A 23,071-nucleotide genomic window follows, 5' to 3' on the forward strand; every position below is an offset into this window, starting at 1 on the left:
GGCGAGGTTGAACGGCTTATTCAGCCATTGATATATCCCGCTTTTCCTTTGCGAGTGCGGGTTTTTGGCTCCATGTATACAGAAACAGATTGATGAGCACAAAAACGCCTGAGAATAAATAGATGTTTGAAAAACCGGCTTGTGCCACAACCAACCCGAAAACATAGGATCCGACTGCGATCCCGGTATCAAACAGCGTAAAATAAGTCGCCGTTGCATAGCCGCTCCGGTGAGGCGGCGAAGCTTGAATCGCCAAGGTCTGAAGGCACGGCGTGATAGATCCGTAGCCCATGCCGATGACAGCTCCGGATAGCAAGAGCATCCCGCTGCTGTTTGTGAAAGCAAGCAGGAAAAGCCCGGCGCAAAAAATGATAATGGACGGATAAATGACGACTCCGGGGCCGACTTTATCATACAGTTTTCCCGTAAACGGCCGCGTGATCATCATTGTCACTGCGAACACCATAAAGAAATAGCTGCTTGCTTCAATAAGGCCGAGAGATTTTGCATAAACAGAGATGAAGGAAATGACGCTTGAATAACAAAACGACACGAACAATCCGACCGTGGCAATCCGAATCGCGCCCTTTTCAAACATGTTGGAAAAAGACAACCTGAACACAGCCGAACGGATGTCGCTTCCTTTAGGAATCCTGACCAGTGCCGTGCAAAGGATGGCCACAGTGACGATTCCTGAAAATAAAATAAACAGATCGGAAAAACTCATTTTATCCAGCAGGTTCAACGCGATAAACGGACCGATGACCACCGCCAAATTCATCGACATGGCAAAGTAGCCCAAACCTTCCCCGCGGCGGGCCGGCGGAATTAAATCGGCTGCAATTGCACTCGTCACTGTCGTGATGATGCTGAACCAAATGCCTTGGAAAAAGCGAATACCAAGCAGCAGGTAGATATCGTGAATATAGATATAAAGAAATGATGCTAAAGTAAACAGCACGACACTGATGAGCGCCATTCTTTTTTTGCCAAAACGTTCAATAACGGCTCCCGAAAACGGCCTCGCAAAAATCGCGGACAGCATAAAGCCGCTGATCAAAAGGCCGCCCTCTGACTCGGAACCGCCGAGCTCCTGCATTGCATAGACCGGAAGCACGGTCAACAGTGCGTAAAAATAGACGAATATAAATAAATTAATCAAAACGACCATGATAAAATCCCTGGTCCAAATGGGTTCAGCTTGCTTCATAGGCTACAACTCCTCCTGATGTCCTTCTAATAATTGATTTAACAGCCTTTGAAATGTTTTTTTATCCCGTTCTTCAAATACGGAAAGCATTTCCTCTTCAAATTCTTGCATTTTTAATTGAATGTCATCATATTTAATTTTGGCTTCTTCTGTCATTTTGACGACTTTTTCCCGTTTGTCATCGCCCTGTATCCGTTCTACCCAGCCGTTTTTTTCGAGGCGGCTGACGGTTCTCGTCACAGTCGGCGCCTCAACGTGCAAGTAAGTCCAAATGTCTTTTTGCGTCATCGGTCCGCAGGTGTGAAGACAGTATAGGATCGACCACTGTGAACCGTAAAGGCCGTATGCTTCGAGCTGTTCATTCGTTTTCTTAGCAACCATCCGCGTGCTTTGATTGAGCTGGTGAATAATCTTTCGATTGATATGTTCCATTCCCGGACTCCTTCAAAATAGTTACCTAGGTAAATAATAAACTTTATTCATTTTACCGGAAGCCAAGATTAGTGTAAAGTTAAAATTTTTGAAACCCGAAATAAAATTATCAGAGAAACCCCTTGTCCTCCTTGAGTTTTTAGCATAATCCCATTTGAATGCTAATACACTGATACAAACCTAACAAAGAGAGTGTTTGAGGTGAGGGATCGTGGGAGTATTTCAAAATTCTACTTGGAAAAGCATAAAACGAAGAAGCTGCGCAAATAGCGAATTTTTTCACAAGACGGATCTCATTTCACACTTCTCACATCCATTTTAGGGAGGTCGAGTGGTGTGCACGATTACATCAAAGAGCGAACAATCAAGATAGGGAAGTACATCGTGGAGACGAAAAAAACAGTTCGTGTGATAGCGAAGGAGTTTGGTGTTTCCAAAAGTACCGTTCACAAGGATTTGACAGAAAGGCTGCCTGAAATTAATCCTGACCTGGCCAATGAAGTAAAAGAAATTCTTGATTATCATAAATCAATCAGACATTTGCGGGGCGGAGAAGCGACAAAACTAAAATATAAGAAAGAGGAAATCTTTGAAAGAGAACCCGTGCAATAAGGAATAATGGCTCAGAAACGAGCACCGTTTATCAGAATTTCCCGGTATCCTCCGTAAAAAGCCACAAAAATTTTATGAAGAACTTTAATAAGCTCTCTTTTTTTTCTAATATTTATGATAAAATATATAATTAGGGCAGAATGTGGACATTGCTGTGAAACAGATTTCGAGGAGGATATAGATAGATGTTTGCAAGGGATATTGGTATTGACCTTGGTACAGCGAATGTGCTGATCCATGTCAAAGGAAAAGGTATTGTCTTAAATGAACCATCAGTCGTTGCTCTTGACAAAAACAATGGGAAAGTGCTCGCTGTCGGTGAAGAAGCAAGGAGAATGGTAGGACGTACACCTGGGAATATTGTTGCGATACGTCCATTAAAAGACGGCGTCATTGCCGATTTTGAAGTAACGGAAGCCATGCTGAAGCATTTCATTAACAAGCTGAATGTGAAAGGTCTTTTTTCAAAGCCGCGCATGCTGATTTGCTGCCCTACAAATATTACTTCTGTGGAGCAGAAGGCTATCAGAGAAGCTGCCGAGAAAAGCGGCGGAAAGCATGTATATTTGGAGGAAGAACCTAAGGTGGCCGCAATCGGAGCGGGAATGGATATTTTCCAGCCAAGCGGAAACATGGTAGTTGATATCGGCGGTGGAACGACAGATATCGCAGTCATCTCAATGGGCGATATTGTCACCGCCTCTTCTATTAAAATGGCTGGGGACAAGTTTGATCTTGAAATCTTGAACTACATCAAACGTGAGTACAAGCTGCTCATAGGCGAACGGACAGCCGAAGACATTAAGATTAAAGTCGCAACTGTTTTCCCAGACGCACGTCACGAGGAAATTTCCATCCGCGGCCGCGATATGGTCACAGGATTGCCGAGAACCATTACGGTAACGAGCAAAGAGGTGGAAGAAGCGCTGCGCGAATCTGTATCTGTCATTGTACAGGCTGCCAAGCAGGTGCTCGAAAGAACGCCGCCTGAGCTGTCAGCCGATATTATCGACAGAGGCGTTATCATTACAGGAGGCGGCGCGTTGTTAAACGGTCTTGACCAGCTTCTTGCCGAAGAACTGAAAGTGCCGGTTCTCGTTGCCGAAAATCCGATGGATTGTGTGGCAGTTGGTACGGGTGTCATGCTTGATAACATGGACAAGCTTCCTAAGCGCAAACTGAGCTGATCAGAAACCTCATTCTTTATTTAGAATGAGGTTTTTTATGTGAAATGCTTTAAAGGAAGCGAATGGCTGCCGATAAAAAGAGTAGTATGTTTGAATACCATTATAGAACAAATGTTCTGTATTAGCGAATATAAATTGCAAGCCTTTCGCAAAAGAGGTTTTTCGATGAGAAACTCTGGAGCATGACACTTATTTGAGGTGAAATGATGTTAAAAGGACTTTATACAGCGACTTCAGCAATGATCACCCAGCAGCGCCGCACAGAGATGCTGACGAATAATATCGCGAACGCAAATACGCCGGGATATAAAGAAGACCAAGGGTCAATCCGTTCTTTCCCGGAAATGCTTTTGAGCCGGATTGAATCCGATTCTGTCAAGGCCGGCAGCGCTTCGCGTTCGTTTTCAACACAGACGCCGATCGGTTCTATCAATACAGGAGTTTACATGCAGGAACTGAAGCCTCAATTCTCGCAAGGGGATCTGCAAAGCACGAATGAGCCGACGGATATTGCAATCAGCGAAACCGAAGTTCCGGTCAACGGGGAAACAAACGATAAAGCAGCGCTTTTCTACGCGGTTCGGCTTGAAAATGGGGATGTACGCTATTCAAGAAGCAGCCGTTTTTCTTTAAATGAAAATAATCAATTGACAATAAACGGCCGACTCGTCCTTTCAACGGAAAACCAGCCGATTACGGTGGGAAGCGAGAATTTTCAAGTCGCTGAGGACGGAACGGTGACTGAAAACGGCCAAAACCTTGGAAGGATCGATGTCAGAATCGCGCTCGATACGAGAAATTTAGCAAGAGAAGGCGATGATCTGTATCGTACTGAAAACGGTGAGGCGCTGCCAAGCGCAGTCGGCAATCCCGCAGTCGCTTATTCTGTCAAGCAGGGGATGACGGAACGGTCGAATGTCGACGTGACGAGAGCTTATACGGAAATGACCGCTGCCTACCGCTCGTTTGAAGCCAACCAAAAAGTTCTTCAAGCTTATGATAAAAGCATGGAAAAGGCGGCCAATGAGATTGGAAGGATCGGATAAATGACCGATCGCGATCAGCGTAAATGGAGGATGTGGAAAAACGATGCTTAGATCCATGATCACGGCTTCAAACACAATGTTTGAACTGCAAAAACAAATTGATAATATCAGCCATAATCTTGCAAATACCGATACAACGGGATATAAGGCGAAAAACACGAGCTTTTCGGAGCTGATCAGGCAGCAGATTGAACAGGTAAACGAGAAAAATAATGAAGTAGCGGCAAGCAGAAAGACGCCGCCCGGACTTCGGCTCGGCGTCGGAGCCGTGATGACCGACCGGCTGACACATAAACAGGGAAGCCTTAAAGAAACTGGCCGCGATCTTGATATCGCACTGACTTCTCCTTATCAGTACTTCCAGGTCAATGTCGACGGGGAAGTGCAATATACAAGAGACGGAGCATTTTACCTGACGCCTGCGGCTGGCAACGCCAACCAGATGCAGCTGGTGACGAAAGAAGGGCATGCTGTTCTTGACGAAAACGGAAATCCCATCCGTTTCAACCAGCGTTATAAACACATCAAAGTTGACGATTCGGGTAGTTTCACCGTTTCGTCAGACAATCAAGGTGAAGCGCCATTGCGTTTTAACCTGGGAATCGTTCGGGCTGTCAAACCTCAGGCTCTTACGGAAGAAGGAAGCAATCTTTTTTCTGTCAGCGATGAATTGAGAGCAACGGCTCTCATCAATCTGAACGGAGCCGGGCGGCAGGACATTTCTCTAAAACAGGGATTCCTCGAATCATCAAATGTCGATGTATCGAAGGAAATGACCGACCTGATCTCTTCGCAGCGGTCTTATCAAATGAATTCCCGCGCCATCACGATGGGTGATCAAATGATGGGGCTGATCAATTCAGTTCGCTAGCGAAGCAAATAGGAGCCGGCCAAACGACGTTTGGTTCAGGCTCTTTTTATTTTCATTTTCAGCGTTGTCTTTCATCTTTTGTTGAAAAAGATTCCGTTTCATAATATACTTCCAGATGTACAGAATAAGGCACTGACATATCATTCTATACATATTTTTCGAAAAAGGAGATGTCAAGGCAATGCTTGATGCTCAGCAAATTAAAGAAATCATTCCCCACCGCTATCCCTTTCTGCTGGTAGACCGTGTGACAGAAGTAGAGGAAGGAAAACGGGCAGCGGGTTATAAAAATGTGACAGTAAATGAAGAATTCTTTAACGGACACTTTCCGGATTATCCGGTGATGCCTGGCGTTTTGATTGTTGAAGCGCTTGCGCAAGTGGGTGCCGTGGCGCTTTTGATGAAGGAAGAAAACCGCGGAAGGCTCGCGTTTTTTGCGGGGATCGACAGCTGCCGCTTCAAAAAGCAGGTCAAACCGGGCGATCAGCTCCATCTTGAGCTTGAAGTGCTTCGTTTCCGCGGTTCCATCGGCAAAGGAAAAGGAGTCGCGAAAGTGGACGGAGAAGTGGTGTGTGAAGCCGAATTGATGTTTTCTCTTGGCGAAAAACAGGAATAACGCAAACAGAATGGGTTTCCGTAAAAGCCCATTTTGTTTTTTTATCATAAAAGAGAAAAGGTGATCATTCATGTGGAAAGAATTTAAAAGCTTTGCGATTCGTGGAAATGTAATCGATCTTGCAATCGGGGTTATCATAGGAGGCGCCTTTGGAAAAATCGTGACTTCGCTTGTCAATGATTTAATGATGCCGCTCCTCGGTCTTCTGCTAGGAGGCCTGGATTTTTCAGCGCTGTCGTTCACATTTGTTGATGCCGACATTAAATACGGGCTGTTCATTCAGTCGATCGTCAATTTCTTTATTATTTCGTTTTCCATTTTTCTATTTATCCGTTATATCTCTAAGCTGAAGAAGAAGGATGCCGAAGAAGAAAAAGCTGCTCCTGATCCGCAGGAAGAATTGCTTAAGGAAATACGGGATTTGTTAAAAGAGCAGACGAAGCGCTCTTAGAGCTATAGCGAAAAGGCTGTCCGGCGAAGACAGCCTTTTCTATATATTTTGTTTAAATGCTTCAAGAAGCCGGTCTCCGGAATATCCTTCTTTCATTAAATCTTCCAAGATCTTGTCGGAGCCTTTCCTCAGCTTTGAGCTGACCATTTTGCCGTCCAATAAGACGGAAACATGCTCGCCTAGTACCGTGATCTTTTTGACCTTCGCTAACAGCTGTGCGGGGCGGTTGCTTTTTTTCGTGATCGTTACATATGTTTTCACTTCTTTGCCTTCCTGAAGGAGGTATTCGAAAAAATACCGGTATTCTTTCGAAACCAGCCCCTCAACCATCCAGTGGTTTTCTCCGTCTTCTTTATTAATGATAAGGCCGTCGATCAGCGGGAACTCCTCGAGCCGCTTTGAAGTTTCATCCTGGCGGACAATTTTTAAATCAATAAGCCTAAAGGTTTTCACTAGTATCACCTCACAAGCTTCCATAGTTGTATAACCATTATAGCACATTCGCTTGGAAGAACTCTTGACCCTGGTTTGTTTATGCAATAGGAGCATATTCGTATTTTAAATTTTGCAAAAAGTATTTTATAATGCTTTATTTTTATTTATACTTTAGGTGATATTGAGCAGGAGGTGACTTATGAACCATTTTTTCTTAAAAGAAGTATTTGTGATCGCAAGCAATCCAGCTGCTGACTGCCGTCAATATATGCCTATGATTTGCTTTTCAGCCGGAAACAAAAAGCACGAGATCAGCACGTATGCCAATGAAGGCATCGTGTTTCGCTATGAAACAAAAGACAGAATGGAAATATACGAATTTCAAGTAACGATTAAACAGAAAGAGTTGTCATTCCGTTTGTATGCTTGGGACGGGGGCTCATATGTCCGCGTATACTCAGAGCGGTGGCTGGCATCTCCTGTTTTTTTTCAGTTTCTGAAAAATACGTATTTCTCAAATAACAATGAGATGATTTTTTTAATTAATGGCAGAAAGAAACAAAAATTATGACGCGAACCCGGGTTTTTTCCGGGTTATTTTTCTTTTATGATGATTTTCCTTAAATACCGATCTCTTATAAACTGGGGATACCCGAACAGGAAGGGAGGGACGAAATGTTTAATGAGATCATGCTGGTCGGGCGTTTGACAAAAGATCCCGAACTTCGGTACACATCTGACGGTGTCCCTGTTGCAAATGTGACGCTGGCTGTCAGCAGGCCTTTCAAAAATGCAGCAGGCGAAATTGAAGCGGACTTTGTCAATTGCACCCTGTGGCGCAAAACTGCCGTGAATACAGCCGAATATTGTGAAAAAGGCTCCATCATCGGGCTGAGCGGAAGAATCCAGACTCGCCAATACGTCAATTCAGAAGGCGAACGCGTCTTTATTACAGAAGTTGTCGCCCGATCAGTCAGATTTTTGGGAGAAAGCCGAAAAGCCCATGAGCCGTCGGAAGCTTAAACCGTAAAATTCCTTCTGCAAACGCCTTTCTTAAAAAAAATCAATTACTATCCCCAATTTTATCCCCCTTATGACCGGTTTTTAATGACCGGTTTTTTTATTTTAGACAAAAAATAGACAAATTTAAATTGACGCCCAAAAATTCCGTATGTATAATGTAAGCGAATACAACGACAAATGACAAATGCTTGCACAAATGTGCAAAAGAAGGGTGATCTTATGGAAATAAAGGATGATAAACGCCTTCTGATCAAAGTCTGCAAAATGTACTACGAAGAGGATATGACACAGAGCCAGATTGCAAACGCAACAGGGATATACAGAACAACTGTCGGACGTATGCTGAAAAAAGCGCGCGAGGAAGGAATCGTTAAAATCACGATCGATGACCATGTCGGGACACACTACGATTTGGAACGGGAGCTCGAACAGCTGCTTGGGCTTAAAGAAGTGTACATATGCGACGCAAAACCGGAACAAACATCTGAAGACAAGAAGAAACTCGTCGGCAAAGCCGGTGCCGAAATCTTAAAACGCGTCGTGAAAGACGGAGATACGGTAGGCTTTGCATGGGGGACGACGATGGCGGGAATGATCGGGGAGTTTCACGGCGTAAAAAAACGGAGCGCTTCATTTGTGCCGCTTGTCGGCGGTCCGGGCGCCATGGATACGAAATATCACGTGAACAGCATCGTATACAGCATTGCCGGTGACTTTGGAGGAACGCCTTACTTTATAGACGCGGCAGCCGTTGTCGAAAAAAAAGAAACGAAAGAGGAAATCGTCAAGTCCCACTATTTTAAAAAAATAGAAAGTCTGTGGAACGGCCTTACCGTGGCAGCCGTCGGGATCGGAGCGCCGCTTAGTTCTTCAAATATGATCTGGACCGGATTTTACGGCGATCAGGATATCGAGCGCCTTGAAGAAAAGCAGGCGGTCGGAGATATATGCTCGCGTTTCTTTGATCGGTCGGGAGCGTTGGTAGAAACAGAGATTCATGACAGAACGATCGCGATAGACATCAAGAGGTTAAAGAATTTGGAGTATTCCATCGGTCTTGCTGAATCCCATGAAAAAGTCCCTTCTATTATCGGGGCTGCAAAAGGCCGTTATATTAATATTTTGGTGACAACTGCCGAAACAGCCAGAGAAATTGCCGAGGAGGTAAGAAACCAATTATGATCATTTACTTTATCATCGCCCTTGGAGCTGCATGGCTTCTCCAAAGTATTTTTGGTTTTTTGCAAATCAGGCATTTCAACCGAACATTCGCCGCATACAGACGTATGGGAAGAGTCGCGGTCGGAAGGAAGACCGGCTTATTCAGAGCCGGAACGGTCGTCCTGTTTGTCATTGACAAGCGCAATAAAATTTTGAAGGCGTCAAAAATGCAAGGTGTCACTGTCTTTTCAAGAATCAAGCCTTTAAAAGGGTTTGAAGGAAAGTATTTGTTGAAGATCGGACAAGCGGAGCTTGTCCGGCACGACCGCCTCACACGGCTCGCAATTGAAGATGCCTTGAAAACATTCGACATCATCACGAAAGGGGGTGATGTCCCGCAGAAGAAAACGCGGCTTCAAAAACTGATGAGCTTTCAAATCAAAAAAAGAGGTGAATTATGAAAAACGTAACATGGCTTGCGGAGAAGTTTATGGACTTATTCAGACATGGCGGAGAAGTGTTTGTCAGTATGCTTACAGACATCGTTCCTTTATTGATTATGCTTCTTGTCGCCATGAATGCCCTGATACGCCTGATAGGAGAAAAGCGCGTCGAAGCGCTCGCGAGGAAGTCGGGAAAAAATCCATTAACGAGATACATGGTTTTGCCTGTCATTGGTACGTTCATGCTTGCAAATCCAATGACGCTGTCGCTTGGCAGGTTCTTGCCTGAAAAATACAAACCGAGCTATTATGCGGCTGCATCCTATTCTTGTCACACGCATAACGGACTTTTCCCGCACGTGAATCCGGGCGAGCTGTTTGTTTTCCTCGGGATTTCCGCAGGAATTACGACGCTGGGGCATGAAACGACCGAGCTCGCTCTCCGCTATCTTCTGGTCGGGATTGTAACAAACTTTCTCAGGGGCTGGGTAACGGATATGACAACGGCTTATGTCGCGAAACAGCAGGGCATTGCCTTGAAAGATTCGATTGATCTCAAATAAGAAAGGCGGTTTACAGATGAGTTCCTATCGTTCGGTTGAAGTTTCAAAAGGGCCGGGAGGGTTTGGCGGGCCTCTGGTGATCACGCCTGATGAAGAGAGAAATAAAATCGTGTACGTCACCGGCGGAAACAAACCCGATTTTGCGGATCATTTAGCTGAGCTGACGGGGTGCACCCTGGTCGACGGCTTTAAAACGACAGTACCCGAAAACGAAATGGCCGCTGTGATCATTGACTGCGGAGGGACGCTGCGCTGCGGACTTTACCCGAAAAAGCGAATTCCGACGATCAATGTGATGGCGACCGGAAAAAGCGGGCCGCTTGCCGCCCATATTACAGAAGATATATATGTTTCCGGAGTAAAAAAAGAGAATATTAAACTGCTGGGAGCTGTGGAGGAGCCTGAACAGTCTAATATTCCAGAAGAAAAACAAATGCAAAATAAACAAAACCATTATAGCACAGAGAAAAAAATTAGTGAACAGCAGTCGCCGAAAGGGATGATGGCGACAATCGGGATGGCCATGGGATCGGTCGTCAGCACGTTTTATCAAGCTGGACGGGAAGCGATTGAAACCGTTATCAAAACAATTCTTCCGTTCATGGCTTTTGTTGCTCTATTGATCGGCATCATTAAAGAGTCAGGCATCGGAGACATTTTTGCCAAATATTTATCACCATTTGCAGGGTCACTGCCCGGATTGCTATTAATCTCGCTTGTTTGTTCATTTCCGCTGCTTTCCCCGTTTCTTGGACCCGGGGCGGTGATTGCACAAGTTGTCGGTTCGCTGATCGGCGTTGAGATCGGCAAAGGAAACATTCCGCCGAATTTGGCGCTGCCGGCGTTATTTGCGATCAATTCGCAAGCAGCTGCCGACTTTGTTCCGGTCGGCCTGGGTCTTGCGGAAGCGGAAGTCGAAACGGTTGAAGTCGGGGTGCCGTCGGTGCTGTATTCGCGTTTTTTGACTGGGGCGCCAACCGTTTTCATTGCTTGGCTGGCCAGCTTTGGCATGTATGACAGCTGAGGTTTTCTTAAGGAGGGAGAATTATGGTCATGCTGTATGAAACAAAAATAAACAGAATCGGAGATCAAGCAACGGCATTTTCAGATGAAAAGATGCTTATATTATTCGGCGAAGGCGCTCCGGATGAATTGAAAGATTATTGTTTATCAATTGATATAAAGCCTGTAGAAGGCGACTTCAATGAAGGCGATAAGCTCATACTGGGCGGCGAGTCCTACAAAATCACAGCCGTTGGGGGAGCCGTTCGCCAGAACCTGGCGAATCTCGGGCATATTACGCTGAAATTTGACGGATCGGCTTCAGCCGAGCTGCCGGGAACGCTGTACCTTGAACGAAAGGAACAACTGCCGGAGGTTTCAGCAGGAGACTGTATTCAAGTTAAAAGATTCTCATAAGGAGCGGGTGCAATATGGAGATGAATAAAGGAAAAGTGGCATTGATATGCGGCGGCGGCCAAAGTCTCGGAGAAGCGCTGTCCTACCGCATGGCAGAGGCGGGATATAACATCGCGGTCGCAGACATCAACGGCGAGAACGCCGAAAGGACGGCTGAACATGCAGCCGGTCAATACGGGGTCAAATCGCTGTGGATTCAAGCAGATTTTACAAAAGAAGCCGATGTGGAAAAAATGATCGGCAGGATCACGGAGGAATTCAATAAAATCGATGTGATGGTGTACAGTGCGGGAATCGCCAAAAGCAATAAGATCACAGATTTTGAGCTTGAAGACTGGGAACGGACCATCGAAGTCAATTTGACCGGGTATTTTCTTTGCGCGAGGGAAACGTCGAAGGTCATGATTGAGCAGGGAAGCGGGTCAATCATTCAAATTAACTCCAAATCGGGAAAGGTCGGCAGCAAACATAATACAGCTTATTCAGCTTCCAAATTTGGAGGTGTCGGTCTCACTCAAAGCCTCGCGCTCGATCTTGCCGAACACAACATTCGCGTGAACAGCATTATGCCGGGAAATTTGTTGAAATCGCCGATGTTCCAAAGCTTGATTCCGCAATACGCGAAAAAGCTCGGCATTCCAGAGAGCGAAGTAGAGCGCGTGTACACCGAAAAAGTGCCGCTCGGACGGGGCTGTACGTATGATGACATCGCCAATGCCATCTTATTTTACGCTTCTGATCAAGCATCCTATATGACGGGTCAGTCGATTAATGTAACCGGAGGGCAGGTCATGCATTAAAACACGAGGGGGAAGCGATGATGAACATGCTGATTGATTCAGCGCATATACCGGAGATTGAAAGATTGCTGGATTCATTTCCCGCTGGCGGCGTCACGACAAACCCGGCGCTGATCGCAAGGGAAAAGCAGCCCTTTAAACAGCAGATTCAAGATATTCGGCGGCTCCTTCCCGAGCATCTGCCTCTCCATGCCCAAGTGATCGCCGACCATTGGCGGGATATAGCCGATCAGGCGAAGGCGCTCTATAACTGGCTGGATGGAAACGTGTCGGTAAAGATTCCGGTGACGGCTCAAGGACTTTACGCGATCAGAGAGCTCGCGGCTGAAAACATCCAGACCACCGGGACAACGGTTTATACCGCTGCACAGGCTGTTCTGGCCGCAAAAGCCGGCGCCTCCTATGTCGCGCCGTATGTCAATCGTATTGATCAAGAGTATGGTCATGGGGCGGGCGTTGTCAAAACAATTGTCGACTTATTTAACACATACCGTTTAAATTGCAAAGTGCTTGCGGCAAGCTTTAAACATAACCGTCAAATTCTTGCCGTCATGGAAGCGGGGAGCCACGAGGCGACAATCAGCCCTGAGCTTTTAAGCCATTTGGCTGATCATCCGGCTGTAGACCGTGATATCCATGCGTTTCGTGAAATTTGGCACTCTCAATATGGATCATTTTCATTTTAGCATGCGAGCCTGAGGATCGGGAAACCGGACTCAGGCTTTATTTTTACTTATAATTACTTATGTGTTCTTGATTTATTCTGTGTAATAACTTATAATCACTTATAAATAATGAATTTTACTTGTGTAAAGAAGGAATGATCGAGTGTATCAAGAGGAAAGGTTAATTTCCATCATCGACTATTTAAAAGAGCGTAAACGGATTTCCGTTGAACAAATTTGTTCTTTATTCGGAGTTTCAAGAGATACGGCAAGGCGGGATCTGGTCAAACTGCAGGAGCAAGGCGCTATTATCAGAACAAGGGGAGGGGCGATTCTGCCTACCGTTCATGATGAGGTCAAAGACTATTCGGGCAGGCTGGGCATGGTTTCCGAAGAGAAAAGCATGATCGGAAAAGCAGCCGCTTCTTTAATCAGAGAAGGCGACCGTATGATTTTGGATGCTTCCACGACAGTCCAATCGTGCGCCGAGCATTTGCCGGATGTCAATTGCACGATCATCACCAATTCGATTAACCTTGCGGAGGTTCTTTCCTCAAGAAAAGGTGCTGATATCCACCTGCTTGGAGGGAAGCTTCAAAAAGAGCACCGCTTTTTGTACGGCGCCTCCGTCATTGAAAAGCTGTCATGCTATCATGTTGATAAAGCGCTGATCGGCGTGGTGGGGGTTTCCGAACACGGGCTTACAATTGCCCATGAGGAGGATGGAATGGTGAAGCGGAAAATTATTTCCCAAGCGAAACAAGTCATAGCGCTTGCCGACCATTCGAAAATCGGGAGAACGGATTTTTACCGGTATGCTGAACTCAGTGACATCGACCTTCTCATTACAGACCGGCTGCCGCCGAAACCGTTTCAGAAACTGCTTGATGAACATGATGTGGAGCTGCTCGTGGCTGAACATCACGATATTTAAGGGGGAAAACAGCAGATGAAAATGATTGCGGTCGATTTAGACGGGACGTTGTTAAACAGTGAAAGCAAGATCTCACAAGAAAACATCGATGCGATTAAAAAAGCGCGGGAACACGGGATTGAAGTAGTAGTTGCCACAGGGAGAGCATCCTTCGATGTTCAAACGATTTTTGAGCCGACAGGTATTAAAACATGGATTATTAGTGCCAACGGAGCGGTGATTCATGATCCTGAAGGCCGCCTTTACCACTCGGTGCCGCTTGACAGGAAACGGGCGGAAGGAATTCTTCAATGGCTTGAAGAAAAGAATTACTATTATGAGGTATTCAGCGATGAAGCGATCTTCACGCCGCAAAACGGCCGCGAGCTGCTTGACATTGAGCTGGACCGCTTGAAAAGCGCAAATCCCGGGGCCGATCTTTCAAGACTGGAACTCGCTGCTGAACAGCAGCTCAGTCAAAACGGATACGCGTACATCAGCTCCTATACCGACCTGTTTTTAGCGGGAAAAGATGTCAATGTATATAACATATTAGCTTTTTCTTTTCATAAAGAAAAACTGGAAACGGGATGGCAGCGATTTAACGATGCGCAAGATATTACGCTTGTCACTTCAGCCGAGCATAACTTTGAAATTGAGCATCTTCAGGCGTCAAAAGGGCTGGCGTTGGAAAAGCTTTCACGCAAGCTCGGCATTTCCCTTCAGGAAACAGCTGCCGTCGGAGACAGTCTCAATGATTTTTCGATGCTGAAGATCGCGGGGAAAAGCTTTGCCATGGGCAATGCGCGCGAAGACATTAAAGAGATGGCTGATGAGGTGACGCTCACTAATGATGAAAATGGCGTCGCTCACATCCTGAATCAGCTGATTGAACAACAAGTCAAACCGGTTTAATTCGTACATCCTTTCAAATCGGCGTGATGCCGGTACATGGCAGCGTAACGATTGAAGGAGTGCGGTTAAGCAGCGGATGTTATTGATCCGCGGGCCGCCGACAATGTCGGCGGCCTTTATTTATTTTAACGCTGACTCGTGAACTATGAAGTATTATTTTCGTTACTTTTTATTCATTGTTTGATGTGGTGATGTTTGTTACTATTTAACTATTATTTCAAATTCCAAGAATGGAAGGTGACTTTATCATTAGTTTAAATCCTCGAATTTAGAAAAAGATACTAGAACTCATTGAAAAAGAGTAAATAACAGGTGATCGATTTGGATAATCAAATGAGCATAATGTATGAGAAAGCAGAGCGGCTTTCAAAGTGGGGGAAAACAAAGGAAGCCTTGAAGGAAGCAGAGCAGTTTTTATCCAGTTACCCCGACTCACAAGAAGGCTATCAATTGCTTTCAAATATATATTTTAATGCGAAAGAATATGAAAAAGCGGTACAGTTTGCAAAAGAGGCTTTAAATTTAGATCCGATGAACTTTGAAATTTTGGTTATCTTGGCTCTCGCATACTATGAATTGGGAATGTACGAAGAGCATGAGGAAATAAATGAATTATTGATTTCACAGTACCCTGATAATCACTACACTTATGCAATGCACGCTCAATTTCTTTTTCATGATAAAAATGAGTATGAAAAAGCGCGTTTTTATATAGAAAAGGCAGTGGAATTAGAACCTGACGATCCATTTTCTCTTGTCGTATACAGTGAAATTTTGGCGGTGTTTTTTGAGGATCGATTATCAAGAGCGTGTTCAGACAGAGCGCTTGCCCAAAATGCTGATAATGCCATGTTCACGGGAATGGCCGCTTCTGCGGCGTATCGAAGAGGAGATTATGCACAAGCCTTGACTTTAAACAAAACAGCTCTACAAATCAATCCGAACAATCCAGGAATTGTACCCAATTTAGCGTTATACAACATGTGTAATTTTTGGTTTATGAAATACCCGTTGAAAGTCAGGCGCTTCCATGAGAAGCTGCGTGTTAAAAAACCGGTGTTGTTTTGGCCGCTTCTAGTCATCGTGACATTGGTCTTCAAGTGGCTTACGATTCCATACCTGTTTCTCGTCTACAGTACACCTTATATGATGAACGGGCTGGCGGGAGCCTTCATGCAGCGAAAATTGCCCGAACAAATGCGAGGTAGTTCGGTCCTCACATTTTTGAAGTACACACCGATTTGGATCCTTTTTGTATTGCTGATTATTGTGATAGGGATCATATCATTCTTATACAGATTGATATTTTAAATGAATGAAAGAGTGGAAATAATGGAAATACATAAAGATAAACCGGGAACTCTATTTTTTGTTTTTTTCGGACTGCTCAGTTTTGTCGGCACGATGTCTTTGTATGACCGATTTGGGAATCTTCAAATGAAAATGCTGGCGGCTTCCGACAACTTGCTTTTTTGCTCTGATGTAAGCATATTTTACAGCCTGTTGCTGACCTTCATTTGTATACCTTACACCGTTAGAAAAGTGATAACTTCCAAAGGCTATCAGGGGCGCTTGCAGCTGCCTTTATCCTTGATTCTTCTAGTGGTAGGGCTGACGCTGCTATGCAATGCTTTTTTTCAATATCAAAATATCGGGAAAAACAGCATTGTCATGAGAGAAGGGCTAATTTCCAGCACCAAACATTACGATATGGAAGATGTCACTTCTGTCCATGCCTATTATCAAAAAGGGTTAAAAGGGGCACTTTACCTGAAGTATGATCTGACGTTAAATGACGGAAAAAAAATCGATGCCGCCTTGTCCGACGAGTTTTACAATAAAGCTGATGAACTTGATAAGCTCCTGCAGCGGCAAGGAATACATATTGAAAGAAGCGGAATCAAAAAGAAAGATCAGGCCCAGCTAGAAAAACATGCGGGTTCCAAGGCGAACTATAAAGTGGTGAAAAGGATCTTAACCGGTACAAATCATAGATAGGAAGGATAAATATGAAGAGGGATGATACGGAAAAACGCGCAAAGGTGAAAGTCATTCAGTTTGATCAACATCAACATGCTTTAACCGAATTAGAACAACACTGTGAAACTTTTGCTGATGTCGGCGGATTAGAAGATATTAAAAAGAAAATCAACATGGACTTTATTTTGCCTTTGCAAAATCCTGAATATTTTAAAGCGTTTGGAAAAGCGACGGGGGGAAGTCTTCTTCTGTTTGGCCCGCCGGGATGTGGAAAAACATTTATCGCGAAAGCGATTGCCGGCGAGATCAAAGCAAACTTTATACACTTGGAGCTTCAAGCGATATTGTCCATGTATGTTGGGCAGAGCGAACATAATCTGCATGATATTTTTGAAAAAGCGCGTGATAACAGTCCTTGCGTTCTTTTTATTGATGAGCTTGATTCGATCGGGGGGAATCGGCAGGGAATGAGCCAGCATCATGACAGGGTGCTGGTCAATCAGTTGCTGATAGAATTAGATGGTTTAGGGACGTTTAATGACGGTGTGTATGTGATCGGTGCAACGAATACACCGTGGTATTTAGATCCTGCCTTACGCCGTCCCGGCAGATTTAATAAGATGGTATTTATGCCGCCCCCATCTGAAGAAGAACGTGTCGACATTTTAAATTTAAAGCTGTCCGGTAAGCCGCATGATCAGATTGATGTACTGAAAATTGCCAAAAAGACTTGCCATTTTTCGGGGGCTGATTTAGAACAATTGGTCAGCGATGCTTTAGATCAGGCGATCGAACGGTCGCTTCAGCAAGGAAAGCTGTCGCCTGTCCATCAGACAGATCTTGAAAGCAGCCTTCAAGGGAGAGTGCCTTCAACGCTTGAATGGTTTTCAACAGCGAAAAACTATGCCATGTTTAGTGATGCGAATAAAGCATATCAATCCGTTCTTGATTATATGAAGAGAAATAAGCTCAAATAGGTGACCTCCGCATTTTAAAGTGTCACTCGGTCAAAAGGAGAATGATAAGTATGAAAAAGCCGTTTCAATTGCCCGAAAAAATGGCCCGATACCGCGGGCAATTTGAACAATCAGCGCGGGATTTTTTGAAGCTGGACACGAGAAAAGGAAAAACAGGCCGATATGAAAGCAAACTGGCCGGAGATCCTTATTTTCCAAAGTCTGAACAGTATCCTGTCGATTCACAGGGAAAACCGATGAAACTGCTTGCGCAAATTAATTTTTCAGACATGCCCCGCCTTGAGAATTTCCCGGAATCCGGTATTCTGCTTTTTTTTATCTCTGTCAGTGATGATGTTTACGGATTGAATTTTGATGATCCGTGTGAACAGTCGAGTTTTTGCATCAAGTATTTTGAGAATGTCATCGAAAATGAAGACGAGCTTGTCGACGATTTTTCGTTTGTGAAGCTTGAGGATGAGCTGGCCTTTCCAATTGGATGCGAATCCTCACTCACACCTGACACAGGGTCTGAACTTGTCTCTGCGTCCGACTTTCAATTTGAGCGATACGCGGGAAAGGATGCTTGGACGTTCTTTGAGCAATTCGGCGATCAAGAGGAAACGGTGTTCGAAGAATACAGTGAAATGTACGGCGGCTTCTCCCATAAGATCGGGGGCTACGCAGCCTTTACGCAAGATGATCCGCGGGAAGGCGATTATCCGGATCATACCGTTCTGCTATTGCAAATTGATTCTGATGAGAACATTGACGCGATGTGGGGAGATGTCGGGATTGCCAATTTTTTTATAAGGCCTGATGATTTAAAGAATAAGGACTTTTCAAACGTATTATATAATTGGGACTGTCATTAACACAAAAAACAGCTGTCTATTTCAGACAGCTGTTTTGTTTAACCCGTAATAGCCGAAGCGTTCAGGGTAAATAACTCTTCTAGTTCATGTTCGGAAAGCTCGGTGATCCAATTTTCGCTTTGGATGATTTGATCGTTCAGCGATTGCTTCGATTCGAGCATGTGGTCGATTTTTTCTTCAATTGTGCCGGTGGTGATCAGTTTATGAACGTGGACGAACCGTTTCTGTCCGATTCTGTAGGCGCGGTCTGTCGCCTGATTTTCAACCGCGGGATTCCACCATCTGTCATAGTGGATGACGTGATTGGCGGCCGTCAAATTGAGGCCTGTGCCGCCGGCTTTTAATGATAAGATCAGAATCGGAAATTCCTTGTTCTGAAACTGCTCCACCATTTTGTCCCGTTCTAGCTTGGATAAACTGCCGTTCAGAAACTTGACCGGTTCGCCGAATGATTTCTCGAGCAGGCGTTTCATCATATCTCCCATCCCGAGATATTGGGTGAAAATCAGGCAGCTTTCATCGCTTTCGCGAATCGTCTTCGTCAGTTCCAACAGTTTTTCGAGCTTGACTGACCTTCCGTTAAGGAGCTCGCTCCCGGTCTCTTTTAAGTAAAGGGCAGGATGGCCGCAGATTTGTTTGAGCTTGCCGAGCATGCTTAAGATGAGAGCTTTACGCTGCATTCCGGCGAGGCTTGACATATGTTCAAACGTATCTTTGACAAGCTGTTCATATAGTGAGGCCTGTTCTGCCGAGAGCGGGATGAACTCTTTTTCTTCCTGTTTTTCAGGCAGGTTAAGCGCGACTTCCTTGTCCTGCTTTGTCCGCCTTAATAAAAACGGTTTGATCAGCTGCTGGAGCTGTTCGATACGTTTTTCGTCGCGGTCTTTTTCAATCGGCAGGACAAATCGCTTATGGAAGCTGCCAAGGCTTCCGAGATAGCCTTTGTTCATGAAATCGTAGATCGACCACAGCTCCGTCAGGCGATTTTCCATCGGAGTCCCGCTGAGCGCGATATGATGCATGCCTTTCAGCTTTCTGATTGAGCGGGATTGTTTCGTGTGCGCATTTTTAATATTCTGGGCTTCGTCAAGGCAGATGCAGTTCCAGGCGACGCTGCTGAGATCGTCAAAGTCGGATTGGGCGAGGCCGTATGACGTCAAGACGATATCTGCATCTTTGTAACATTCCTGAAACGCTTCACCTTTAGGGCGTTTTGGCCCGTAATGGAGCGCCGCCGTCAGGTCGGGCGCGAAGGTCTCAAGTTCGCGCTGCCAGTTCCCGAGGACGGAAGTCGGCGCAATGATGAGAGATGGCGTTTGTTGTCCCTGTTCTTTTAAATAGGCGAAATAGGCGATCATCTGGATGGTTTTTCCAAGACCCATATCGTCTGCCAGGCAGGCGCCGAAGCCGCAGTTTCTGAGAAAGATCAGCCAGTTCAAACCGTCTTCCTGATAAGCCCTGAGCGTTCCGTCAAAAAATTTGCTGACCGGGTATGACGGGAGATCATCGCGCTGGCTCAGCTTTATGATCATGTTTTTCAGCTGATAGGACAGTTCAAACCGCACCTCGCTGAATGCGGAAGCATCGAACAGATCATCATCCTCGCGGGTTTCGCTCCGCTCCGTCAGCTCGCGCGCCAGGATGTCAGACATATGAAGCCCCTCTGTTTCTGCTCGCTCCATCAGCTTTTTCATTTGTTTGATAAAATTCGGATCGATTTTAATCCACTGCCCGCGTATGTTGACAAGCCGTCTTTTATTGGCGACAAGCTGCTCGAATTCTTCTTCTGTGAGTTCGATTCCGTTCGTAGCAAAACGCCAGTTGAAGTCCATCAATGCATTCATTCCGACAAAGGACTCGCCGCGGGGAGCCGATGACACTTTCGCTTTCAGCAGCATGTTGCTGTCTCTGACGATTTGCCACCATGACGGCAGCAAAATTTCAATCCCCATGCTGACAAGAGTTTCACTTGCTTCGGATAGGAAGATCCATGCTTCCTCTTCCGTTAAAAGCGTCGTTCCCGAGTCGATCGTTAGCCACGGCACGATTTGGCGGAATCTGTCTTGTTCCCGGGCGATTTTATCAGCGTATGCCTGCCACGATTTTTTCAGCCTGTTCAAGCCTTCAAAGAACTGAATGGCTCCGCTTTTTTTGTCGCGCAAAAACAGTTCGATTTTCCAATCGTCTCCGTCAAAGTCAGGTTCATTTAAGCGGAGTCCGACAGTAAACGGCACAGGGTTTTCATGCCAGCCGATCGTTTCAAGAAAATCGTCTTCATCAAGAAAGTGGCCCTGAAATGTGGTGACGGCGGGAGAATGTGCGACAATCGATTCCCATTTTGCTTTTAACTCGTCATTGTAGTTGATGTAGTCTTCGACAGCGTGTGAAAACCATTCAGCTGTATAGCCTTCCAAAATCCCTTCTTTATCTTTCCAACGCAGCACCTCTTGCTTCCATGCTTCATAGTCGGGAAGAAAATCTTCATCTGCGATAAACTCATAAATGGTGGAAGCCGTTTTCATCAAAGGTTCGGTTTCCTCGGTGAGATTGATGTCGCTGTACGAATTAAATGAGTTTTTGCCGAGAAATTCGACCGCCATCCACGGAGACAGCAGAACCGCTGGAGTCTCTAAACCGGCATCTTCGAGAAACGTTCCGTAAAAAGACGATTCGTGCCACTGAAACAAATACCTTTCCATTTCATTCCGCGTAAGAAACTGATGATCCTCGTCATGACAAGATAAAATGAATGTATAGTCTTCTGATTGTTCGACATGTATCACGATTTCCTTAAGACTCGCCATCGATCAACTTTCCTTTCTTAAGTTCCTCCTGGAAGGCTCTCAGCCGTTTATAGCGAGCTGAAAACTGCTCCATAAACCGGTTCCAGACATCCTGTTTTTTCGATTTCTTATAGAGGGAGCGCAGTTTTTTTAATTGTTTGACGGCTTCTTTGTAGCTTGAGCGGTTTTTTTGTTCAACCAGCCCGGAAATTTCTCTGTGATAGGAAGGAATCAAAGCTTCAGGGGCTGCTGCTGCGATATCTTTCAAGGCGTTCTGTCCGATCTCAGAGATAGAAAAACCGACAAGGCTGTGGATCTCCATCCACTCCGTAAAGCGGTTTTTGTTATATAAAAAATGGCTGTATTCAGTAAACGTATAAGGAAGGCACTTTTTGCAGTACCGTTCATATACATGCTCTTCTTTTGCGTTTTTGCTGTAATCGCTCAGAAACAGGAAGAATTCGCTTAAAACATCGCGTATTTCCCGGTACGGTTTATCCAGTCTGCAGAAGCCGGATGCAAGCTGTTCAAGGTGTTCGTACCATTTTTTAAGGCGCTTCCAGTCTTTTTTGGCGGTCATGACGCTGAGCCATTGAAATGTATAAGGAAGAATCTCAGGTGAAAACGATCCGGCTTGATCAAGAATCACATCGTCGTTTTTCAGCAGAAATTCAAGATGCAGCCTGCCGAATTGTATTTCAGGCGACGGCTCCAGATCGTTCAGCACATCGAGCTCCCGCTTCAGCCAGTTTGGCCGGGACAGAAGCGCACTCCAGATTTCCCCGAAAATCCGCAGCCTTTCATACTGAAAAATGTCTTTCTTGAGCAGCAGTTCCCGAATCGCGCCGGGGGTTTTTTCTAAAAACGGATCAAGGGAGAACGATAGCGCATATGTTTTCAGTTCATCGATTGAGCTGTAGATCGTGTCCATCAGCTGTTCGATATAAGGATTCAGCGAGTAAAAATCTTTTTCAGGATCAATGCGCCCTTTCTCGACGAGCGAATGCATGGCAAGCCATGTCGCAAGAGCCGCGTGGATTTGGTACATTTTTTTCAGCTCCGGCTCCGCAGGCGTCCGCTTTTTTAAAGCTGAAAAATACCCGTAGTAAAGGTATTGCATCGTTTGCTGGTTTTTAGGCGTATGCTCTTCCCATCGTCTGAACTCCGTTTTGAAAAACGATGTCCATTGATCGAGCGTGTGGCTGCGGGGTTTCATTCCACGCTGAAGCTGTCCGAGAATATCCCTGTTTTCGCGGCGTTTTTGCGCTTCTTTCCAAAACTCCGTAAACGTTCCCAATCGATCATATTGTGCATACAGATATAAATAAACGGCAAGCACATGCCGGCAGATGTTTTGAGCAGGGCAGGAACAGCTGCTTTTTTTAACGTCGGCGAGGTCGATGAAGACCTTCACCGGGACCACATCCTGAACGTAAGCACTGACCGTATGCCCGCTCATCGGCTTGACCCGATAGACGGAATCCTGTCTGTATAAAATAAGGGCTTTTTTCATGAGCTGAATGTTAGCTTCTGTGCACGGCAGTACATGCTTAAACTGTTCAGCTGCATCCATCACAACCGTTTTTGAAATCATGTCTTGAAGCATGTCTATCGCTCCTAACCGAATGGCTTTTAAAAAGTTTCCAATCTCTCTATTATAGCTTAATCAATCCGTCCAAAAAAGATTTTCTCAGGAAAAGGACATAAAAACGGAT

At 45.2% G+C, this 23,071-nt stretch carries 26 protein-coding genes; 21 read left to right on the forward strand and 5 right to left on the reverse strand.

Going from position 1 to position 23,071, the window contains the following annotated elements:
• Positions 1 to 16: 16 nt before the first annotated feature.
• Together M1E03_RS02385 and M1E03_RS02390 are read right to left on the reverse strand one after the other, a co-directional pair.
• Positions 17 to 1,210 (reverse strand): MFS transporter, encoded by a 1,194-nt coding sequence (locus M1E03_RS02385; protein ID WP_025810665.1) that lies wholly within the window; start codon positions 1,208 to 1,210, stop codon positions 17 to 19.
• A gap of 3 nt (positions 1,211 to 1,213) precedes the next feature.
• Entirely contained in the window at positions 1,214 to 1,642 is a 429-nt protein-coding gene (locus tag M1E03_RS02390; RefSeq protein WP_023857128.1) for a MarR family winged helix-turn-helix transcriptional regulator, read from the reverse strand.
• Between the two features lie 336 nt (positions 1,643 to 1,978).
• Between M1E03_RS02390 and spoIIID the strand changes: the two genes are divergently transcribed.
• The 6 genes from spoIIID (at position 1,979) to mscL (ending at position 6,425) form a co-directional block, all read left to right on the forward strand.
• The gene (spoIIID, locus tag M1E03_RS02395; RefSeq protein ID WP_003185911.1) at positions 1,979 to 2,254 is read left to right on the forward strand and encodes a sporulation transcriptional regulator SpoIIID; all 276 of its coding nucleotides are present in this window, start codon (positions 1,979 to 1,981) and stop codon (positions 2,252 to 2,254) included.
• Positions 2,255 to 2,439: 185 nt separating this feature from the next.
• Positions 2,440 to 3,441, forward strand: coding sequence for a cell shape-determining protein Mbl (gene mbl, locus M1E03_RS02400; protein WP_003185909.1), 1,002 nt, complete (start codon positions 2,440 to 2,442; stop codon positions 3,439 to 3,441).
• Between the two features lie 206 nt (positions 3,442 to 3,647).
• Positions 3,648 to 4,487, forward strand: a complete 840-nt coding sequence (locus M1E03_RS02405) for a flagellar hook-basal body protein (protein ID WP_095291470.1) — start codon at positions 3,648 to 3,650, stop codon at positions 4,485 to 4,487.
• Between the two features lie 43 nt (positions 4,488 to 4,530).
• Positions 4,531 to 5,358, forward strand: coding sequence for a flagellar hook-basal body protein (locus M1E03_RS02410; RefSeq protein WP_458110651.1), 828 nt, complete (start codon positions 4,531 to 4,533; stop codon positions 5,356 to 5,358).
• A 181-nt stretch (positions 5,359 to 5,539) separates the two neighbouring features.
• Complete coding sequence (gene fabZ, locus M1E03_RS02415; RefSeq protein WP_003185902.1) at positions 5,540 to 5,974, forward strand: 3-hydroxyacyl-ACP dehydratase FabZ; 435 nt, start codon at positions 5,540 to 5,542, stop codon at positions 5,972 to 5,974.
• 70 nt (positions 5,975 to 6,044) lie between these two features.
• Entirely contained in the window at positions 6,045 to 6,425 is a 381-nt protein-coding gene (gene mscL / locus M1E03_RS02420; protein ID WP_023857132.1) for a large conductance mechanosensitive channel protein MscL, read from the forward strand.
• Positions 6,426 to 6,464: 39 nt separating this feature from the next.
• Here mscL and M1E03_RS02425 read toward each other — a convergent pair whose 3' ends face one another.
• A complete protein-coding gene (locus tag M1E03_RS02425; protein WP_020453206.1) occupies positions 6,465 to 6,878 on the reverse strand; it encodes a YwpF-like family protein in 414 nt (137 codons plus the stop codon).
• Positions 6,879 to 7,059: 181 nt separating this feature from the next.
• Between M1E03_RS02425 and M1E03_RS02430 the strand changes: the two genes are divergently transcribed.
• From M1E03_RS02430 to M1E03_RS02500, 15 genes are all read left to right on the forward strand, one after another.
• The gene (locus M1E03_RS02430) at positions 7,060 to 7,431 is read left to right on the forward strand and encodes a hypothetical protein (protein ID WP_023857133.1); all 372 of its coding nucleotides are present in this window, start codon (positions 7,060 to 7,062) and stop codon (positions 7,429 to 7,431) included.
• Between the two features lie 104 nt (positions 7,432 to 7,535).
• Positions 7,536 to 7,883, forward strand: coding sequence for a single-stranded DNA-binding protein (gene ssb, locus M1E03_RS02435; protein WP_020453204.1), 348 nt, complete (start codon positions 7,536 to 7,538; stop codon positions 7,881 to 7,883).
• Positions 7,884 to 8,102: 219 nt separating this feature from the next.
• A complete protein-coding gene (locus M1E03_RS02440; protein ID WP_020453203.1) occupies positions 8,103 to 9,065 on the forward strand; it encodes a sugar-binding transcriptional regulator in 963 nt (320 codons plus the stop codon).
• Entirely contained in the window at positions 9,062 to 9,505 is a 444-nt protein-coding gene (locus M1E03_RS02445; protein ID WP_023857134.1) for a transcriptional regulator GutM, read from the forward strand. Before M1E03_RS02440 ends, M1E03_RS02445 begins: the two co-directional genes overlap by 4 nt.
• Entirely contained in the window at positions 9,502 to 10,050 is a 549-nt protein-coding gene (gene srlA, locus M1E03_RS02450) for a PTS glucitol/sorbitol transporter subunit IIC (protein ID WP_020453201.1), read from the forward strand. The genes M1E03_RS02445 and srlA overlap by 4 nt, the downstream gene beginning before the upstream one ends.
• 16 nt (positions 10,051 to 10,066) lie before the next feature.
• A complete protein-coding gene (srlE, locus tag M1E03_RS02455) occupies positions 10,067 to 11,074 on the forward strand; it encodes a PTS glucitol/sorbitol transporter subunit IIB (protein WP_026580213.1) in 1,008 nt (335 codons plus the stop codon).
• Between the two features lie 23 nt (positions 11,075 to 11,097).
• Entirely contained in the window at positions 11,098 to 11,469 is a 372-nt protein-coding gene (locus tag M1E03_RS02460) for a PTS glucitol/sorbitol transporter subunit IIA (RefSeq protein WP_020453199.1), read from the forward strand.
• A 14-nt stretch (positions 11,470 to 11,483) separates the two neighbouring features.
• The gene (gene srlD / locus M1E03_RS02465) at positions 11,484 to 12,269 is read left to right on the forward strand and encodes a sorbitol-6-phosphate dehydrogenase (protein WP_020453198.1); all 786 of its coding nucleotides are present in this window, start codon (positions 11,484 to 11,486) and stop codon (positions 12,267 to 12,269) included.
• 17 nt (positions 12,270 to 12,286) lie between these two features.
• Positions 12,287 to 12,955: a transaldolase family protein gene (locus M1E03_RS02470; RefSeq protein WP_224066750.1), complete on the forward strand. Its 669-nt coding sequence runs from the start codon at positions 12,287 to 12,289 to the stop codon at positions 12,953 to 12,955.
• 142 nt (positions 12,956 to 13,097) lie between these two features.
• Positions 13,098 to 13,868 (forward strand): DeoR/GlpR family DNA-binding transcription regulator, encoded by a 771-nt coding sequence (locus M1E03_RS02475; protein ID WP_023857137.1) that lies wholly within the window; start codon positions 13,098 to 13,100, stop codon positions 13,866 to 13,868.
• Positions 13,869 to 13,883: 15 nt separating this feature from the next.
• On the forward strand, positions 13,884 to 14,762 hold the full coding sequence (locus tag M1E03_RS02480) for a Cof-type HAD-IIB family hydrolase (RefSeq protein ID WP_023857138.1): 879 nt from the start codon (positions 13,884 to 13,886) through the stop codon (positions 14,760 to 14,762).
• 393 nt (positions 14,763 to 15,155) lie between these two features.
• Positions 15,156 to 16,073 carry a tetratricopeptide repeat protein gene (locus M1E03_RS02485; RefSeq protein ID WP_458110652.1) on the forward strand — a complete coding sequence of 306 codons (918 nt, stop codon included), beginning with the start codon at positions 15,156 to 15,158 and terminating at the stop codon, positions 16,071 to 16,073.
• 21 nt (positions 16,074 to 16,094) lie between these two features.
• The gene (locus M1E03_RS02490; RefSeq protein ID WP_023857140.1) at positions 16,095 to 16,760 is read left to right on the forward strand and encodes a hypothetical protein; all 666 of its coding nucleotides are present in this window, start codon (positions 16,095 to 16,097) and stop codon (positions 16,758 to 16,760) included.
• Between the two features lie 11 nt (positions 16,761 to 16,771).
• The gene (locus M1E03_RS02495) at positions 16,772 to 17,719 is read left to right on the forward strand and encodes an ATP-binding protein (RefSeq protein WP_025810669.1); all 948 of its coding nucleotides are present in this window, start codon (positions 16,772 to 16,774) and stop codon (positions 17,717 to 17,719) included.
• 50 nt (positions 17,720 to 17,769) lie between these two features.
• Positions 17,770 to 18,573: a YwqG family protein gene (locus M1E03_RS02500; RefSeq protein ID WP_023857142.1), complete on the forward strand. Its 804-nt coding sequence runs from the start codon at positions 17,770 to 17,772 to the stop codon at positions 18,571 to 18,573.
• 38 nt (positions 18,574 to 18,611) lie between these two features.
• On the opposite strand, the gene M1E03_RS02505 is transcribed toward M1E03_RS02500, so the two are convergent.
• Entirely contained in the window at positions 18,612 to 21,377 is a 2,766-nt protein-coding gene (locus M1E03_RS02505; protein WP_458110653.1) for a DEAD/DEAH box helicase, read from the reverse strand.
• Positions 21,364 to 22,962 carry an SWIM zinc finger family protein gene (locus M1E03_RS02510; protein WP_023857144.1) on the reverse strand — a complete coding sequence of 533 codons (1,599 nt, stop codon included), beginning with the start codon at positions 22,960 to 22,962 and terminating at the stop codon, positions 21,364 to 21,366. The genes M1E03_RS02505 and M1E03_RS02510 overlap by 14 nt, the downstream gene beginning before the upstream one ends.
• Positions 22,963 to 23,071: the final 109 nt, after the last annotated feature.

It is taken from the genome of Bacillus sp. PK6-013, from assembly GCF_054161445.1.

Excerpts from the sequence above, each read along its gene's own strand:
- M1E03_RS02500 (WP_023857142.1), top strand. The coding sequence starts at position 17,770 with ATGAAAAAGCCGTTTCAATTGCCCGAAAAAATGGCCCGATACCGCGGG.
- M1E03_RS02445 (WP_023857134.1), top strand. The coding sequence starts at position 9,062 with ATGATCATTTACTTTATCATCGCCCTTGGAGCTGCATGGCTTCTCCAA.
- M1E03_RS02505 (WP_458110653.1), bottom strand. The coding sequence starts at position 21,377 with ATGGCGAGTCTTAAGGAAATCGTGATACATGTCGAACAATCAGAAGAC.
- M1E03_RS02510 (WP_023857144.1), bottom strand. The coding sequence starts at position 22,962 with ATGCTTCAAGACATGATTTCAAAAACGGTTGTGATGGATGCAGCTGAA.
- M1E03_RS02470 (WP_224066750.1), top strand. The coding sequence starts at position 12,287 with ATGATGAACATGCTGATTGATTCAGCGCATATACCGGAGATTGAAAGA.
- M1E03_RS02430 (WP_023857133.1), top strand. The coding sequence starts at position 7,060 with ATGAACCATTTTTTCTTAAAAGAAGTATTTGTGATCGCAAGCAATCCA.
- fabZ (WP_003185902.1), top strand. The coding sequence starts at position 5,540 with ATGCTTGATGCTCAGCAAATTAAAGAAATCATTCCCCACCGCTATCCC.
- mbl (WP_003185909.1), top strand. The coding sequence starts at position 2,440 with ATGTTTGCAAGGGATATTGGTATTGACCTTGGTACAGCGAATGTGCTG.
- M1E03_RS02460 (WP_020453199.1), top strand. The coding sequence starts at position 11,098 with ATGGTCATGCTGTATGAAACAAAAATAAACAGAATCGGAGATCAAGCA.
- M1E03_RS02490 (WP_023857140.1), top strand. The coding sequence starts at position 16,095 with ATGGAAATACATAAAGATAAACCGGGAACTCTATTTTTTGTTTTTTTC.
- ssb (WP_020453204.1), top strand. The coding sequence starts at position 7,536 with ATGTTTAATGAGATCATGCTGGTCGGGCGTTTGACAAAAGATCCCGAA.
- M1E03_RS02405 (WP_095291470.1), top strand. The coding sequence starts at position 3,648 with ATGTTAAAAGGACTTTATACAGCGACTTCAGCAATGATCACCCAGCAG.
- M1E03_RS02440 (WP_020453203.1), top strand. The coding sequence starts at position 8,103 with ATGGAAATAAAGGATGATAAACGCCTTCTGATCAAAGTCTGCAAAATG.
- mscL (WP_023857132.1), top strand. The coding sequence starts at position 6,045 with ATGTGGAAAGAATTTAAAAGCTTTGCGATTCGTGGAAATGTAATCGAT.
- srlA (WP_020453201.1), top strand. The coding sequence starts at position 9,502 with ATGAAAAACGTAACATGGCTTGCGGAGAAGTTTATGGACTTATTCAGA.
- M1E03_RS02390 (WP_023857128.1), bottom strand. The coding sequence starts at position 1,642 with ATGGAACATATCAATCGAAAGATTATTCACCAGCTCAATCAAAGCACG.
- srlD (WP_020453198.1), top strand. The coding sequence starts at position 11,484 with ATGGAGATGAATAAAGGAAAAGTGGCATTGATATGCGGCGGCGGCCAA.
- srlE (WP_026580213.1), top strand. The coding sequence starts at position 10,067 with ATGAGTTCCTATCGTTCGGTTGAAGTTTCAAAAGGGCCGGGAGGGTTT.
- M1E03_RS02495 (WP_025810669.1), top strand. The coding sequence starts at position 16,772 with ATGAAGAGGGATGATACGGAAAAACGCGCAAAGGTGAAAGTCATTCAG.
- M1E03_RS02410 (WP_458110651.1), top strand. The coding sequence starts at position 4,531 with ATGCTTAGATCCATGATCACGGCTTCAAACACAATGTTTGAACTGCAA.
- M1E03_RS02480 (WP_023857138.1), top strand. The coding sequence starts at position 13,884 with ATGAAAATGATTGCGGTCGATTTAGACGGGACGTTGTTAAACAGTGAA.
- M1E03_RS02385 (WP_025810665.1), bottom strand. The coding sequence starts at position 1,210 with ATGAAGCAAGCTGAACCCATTTGGACCAGGGATTTTATCATGGTCGTT.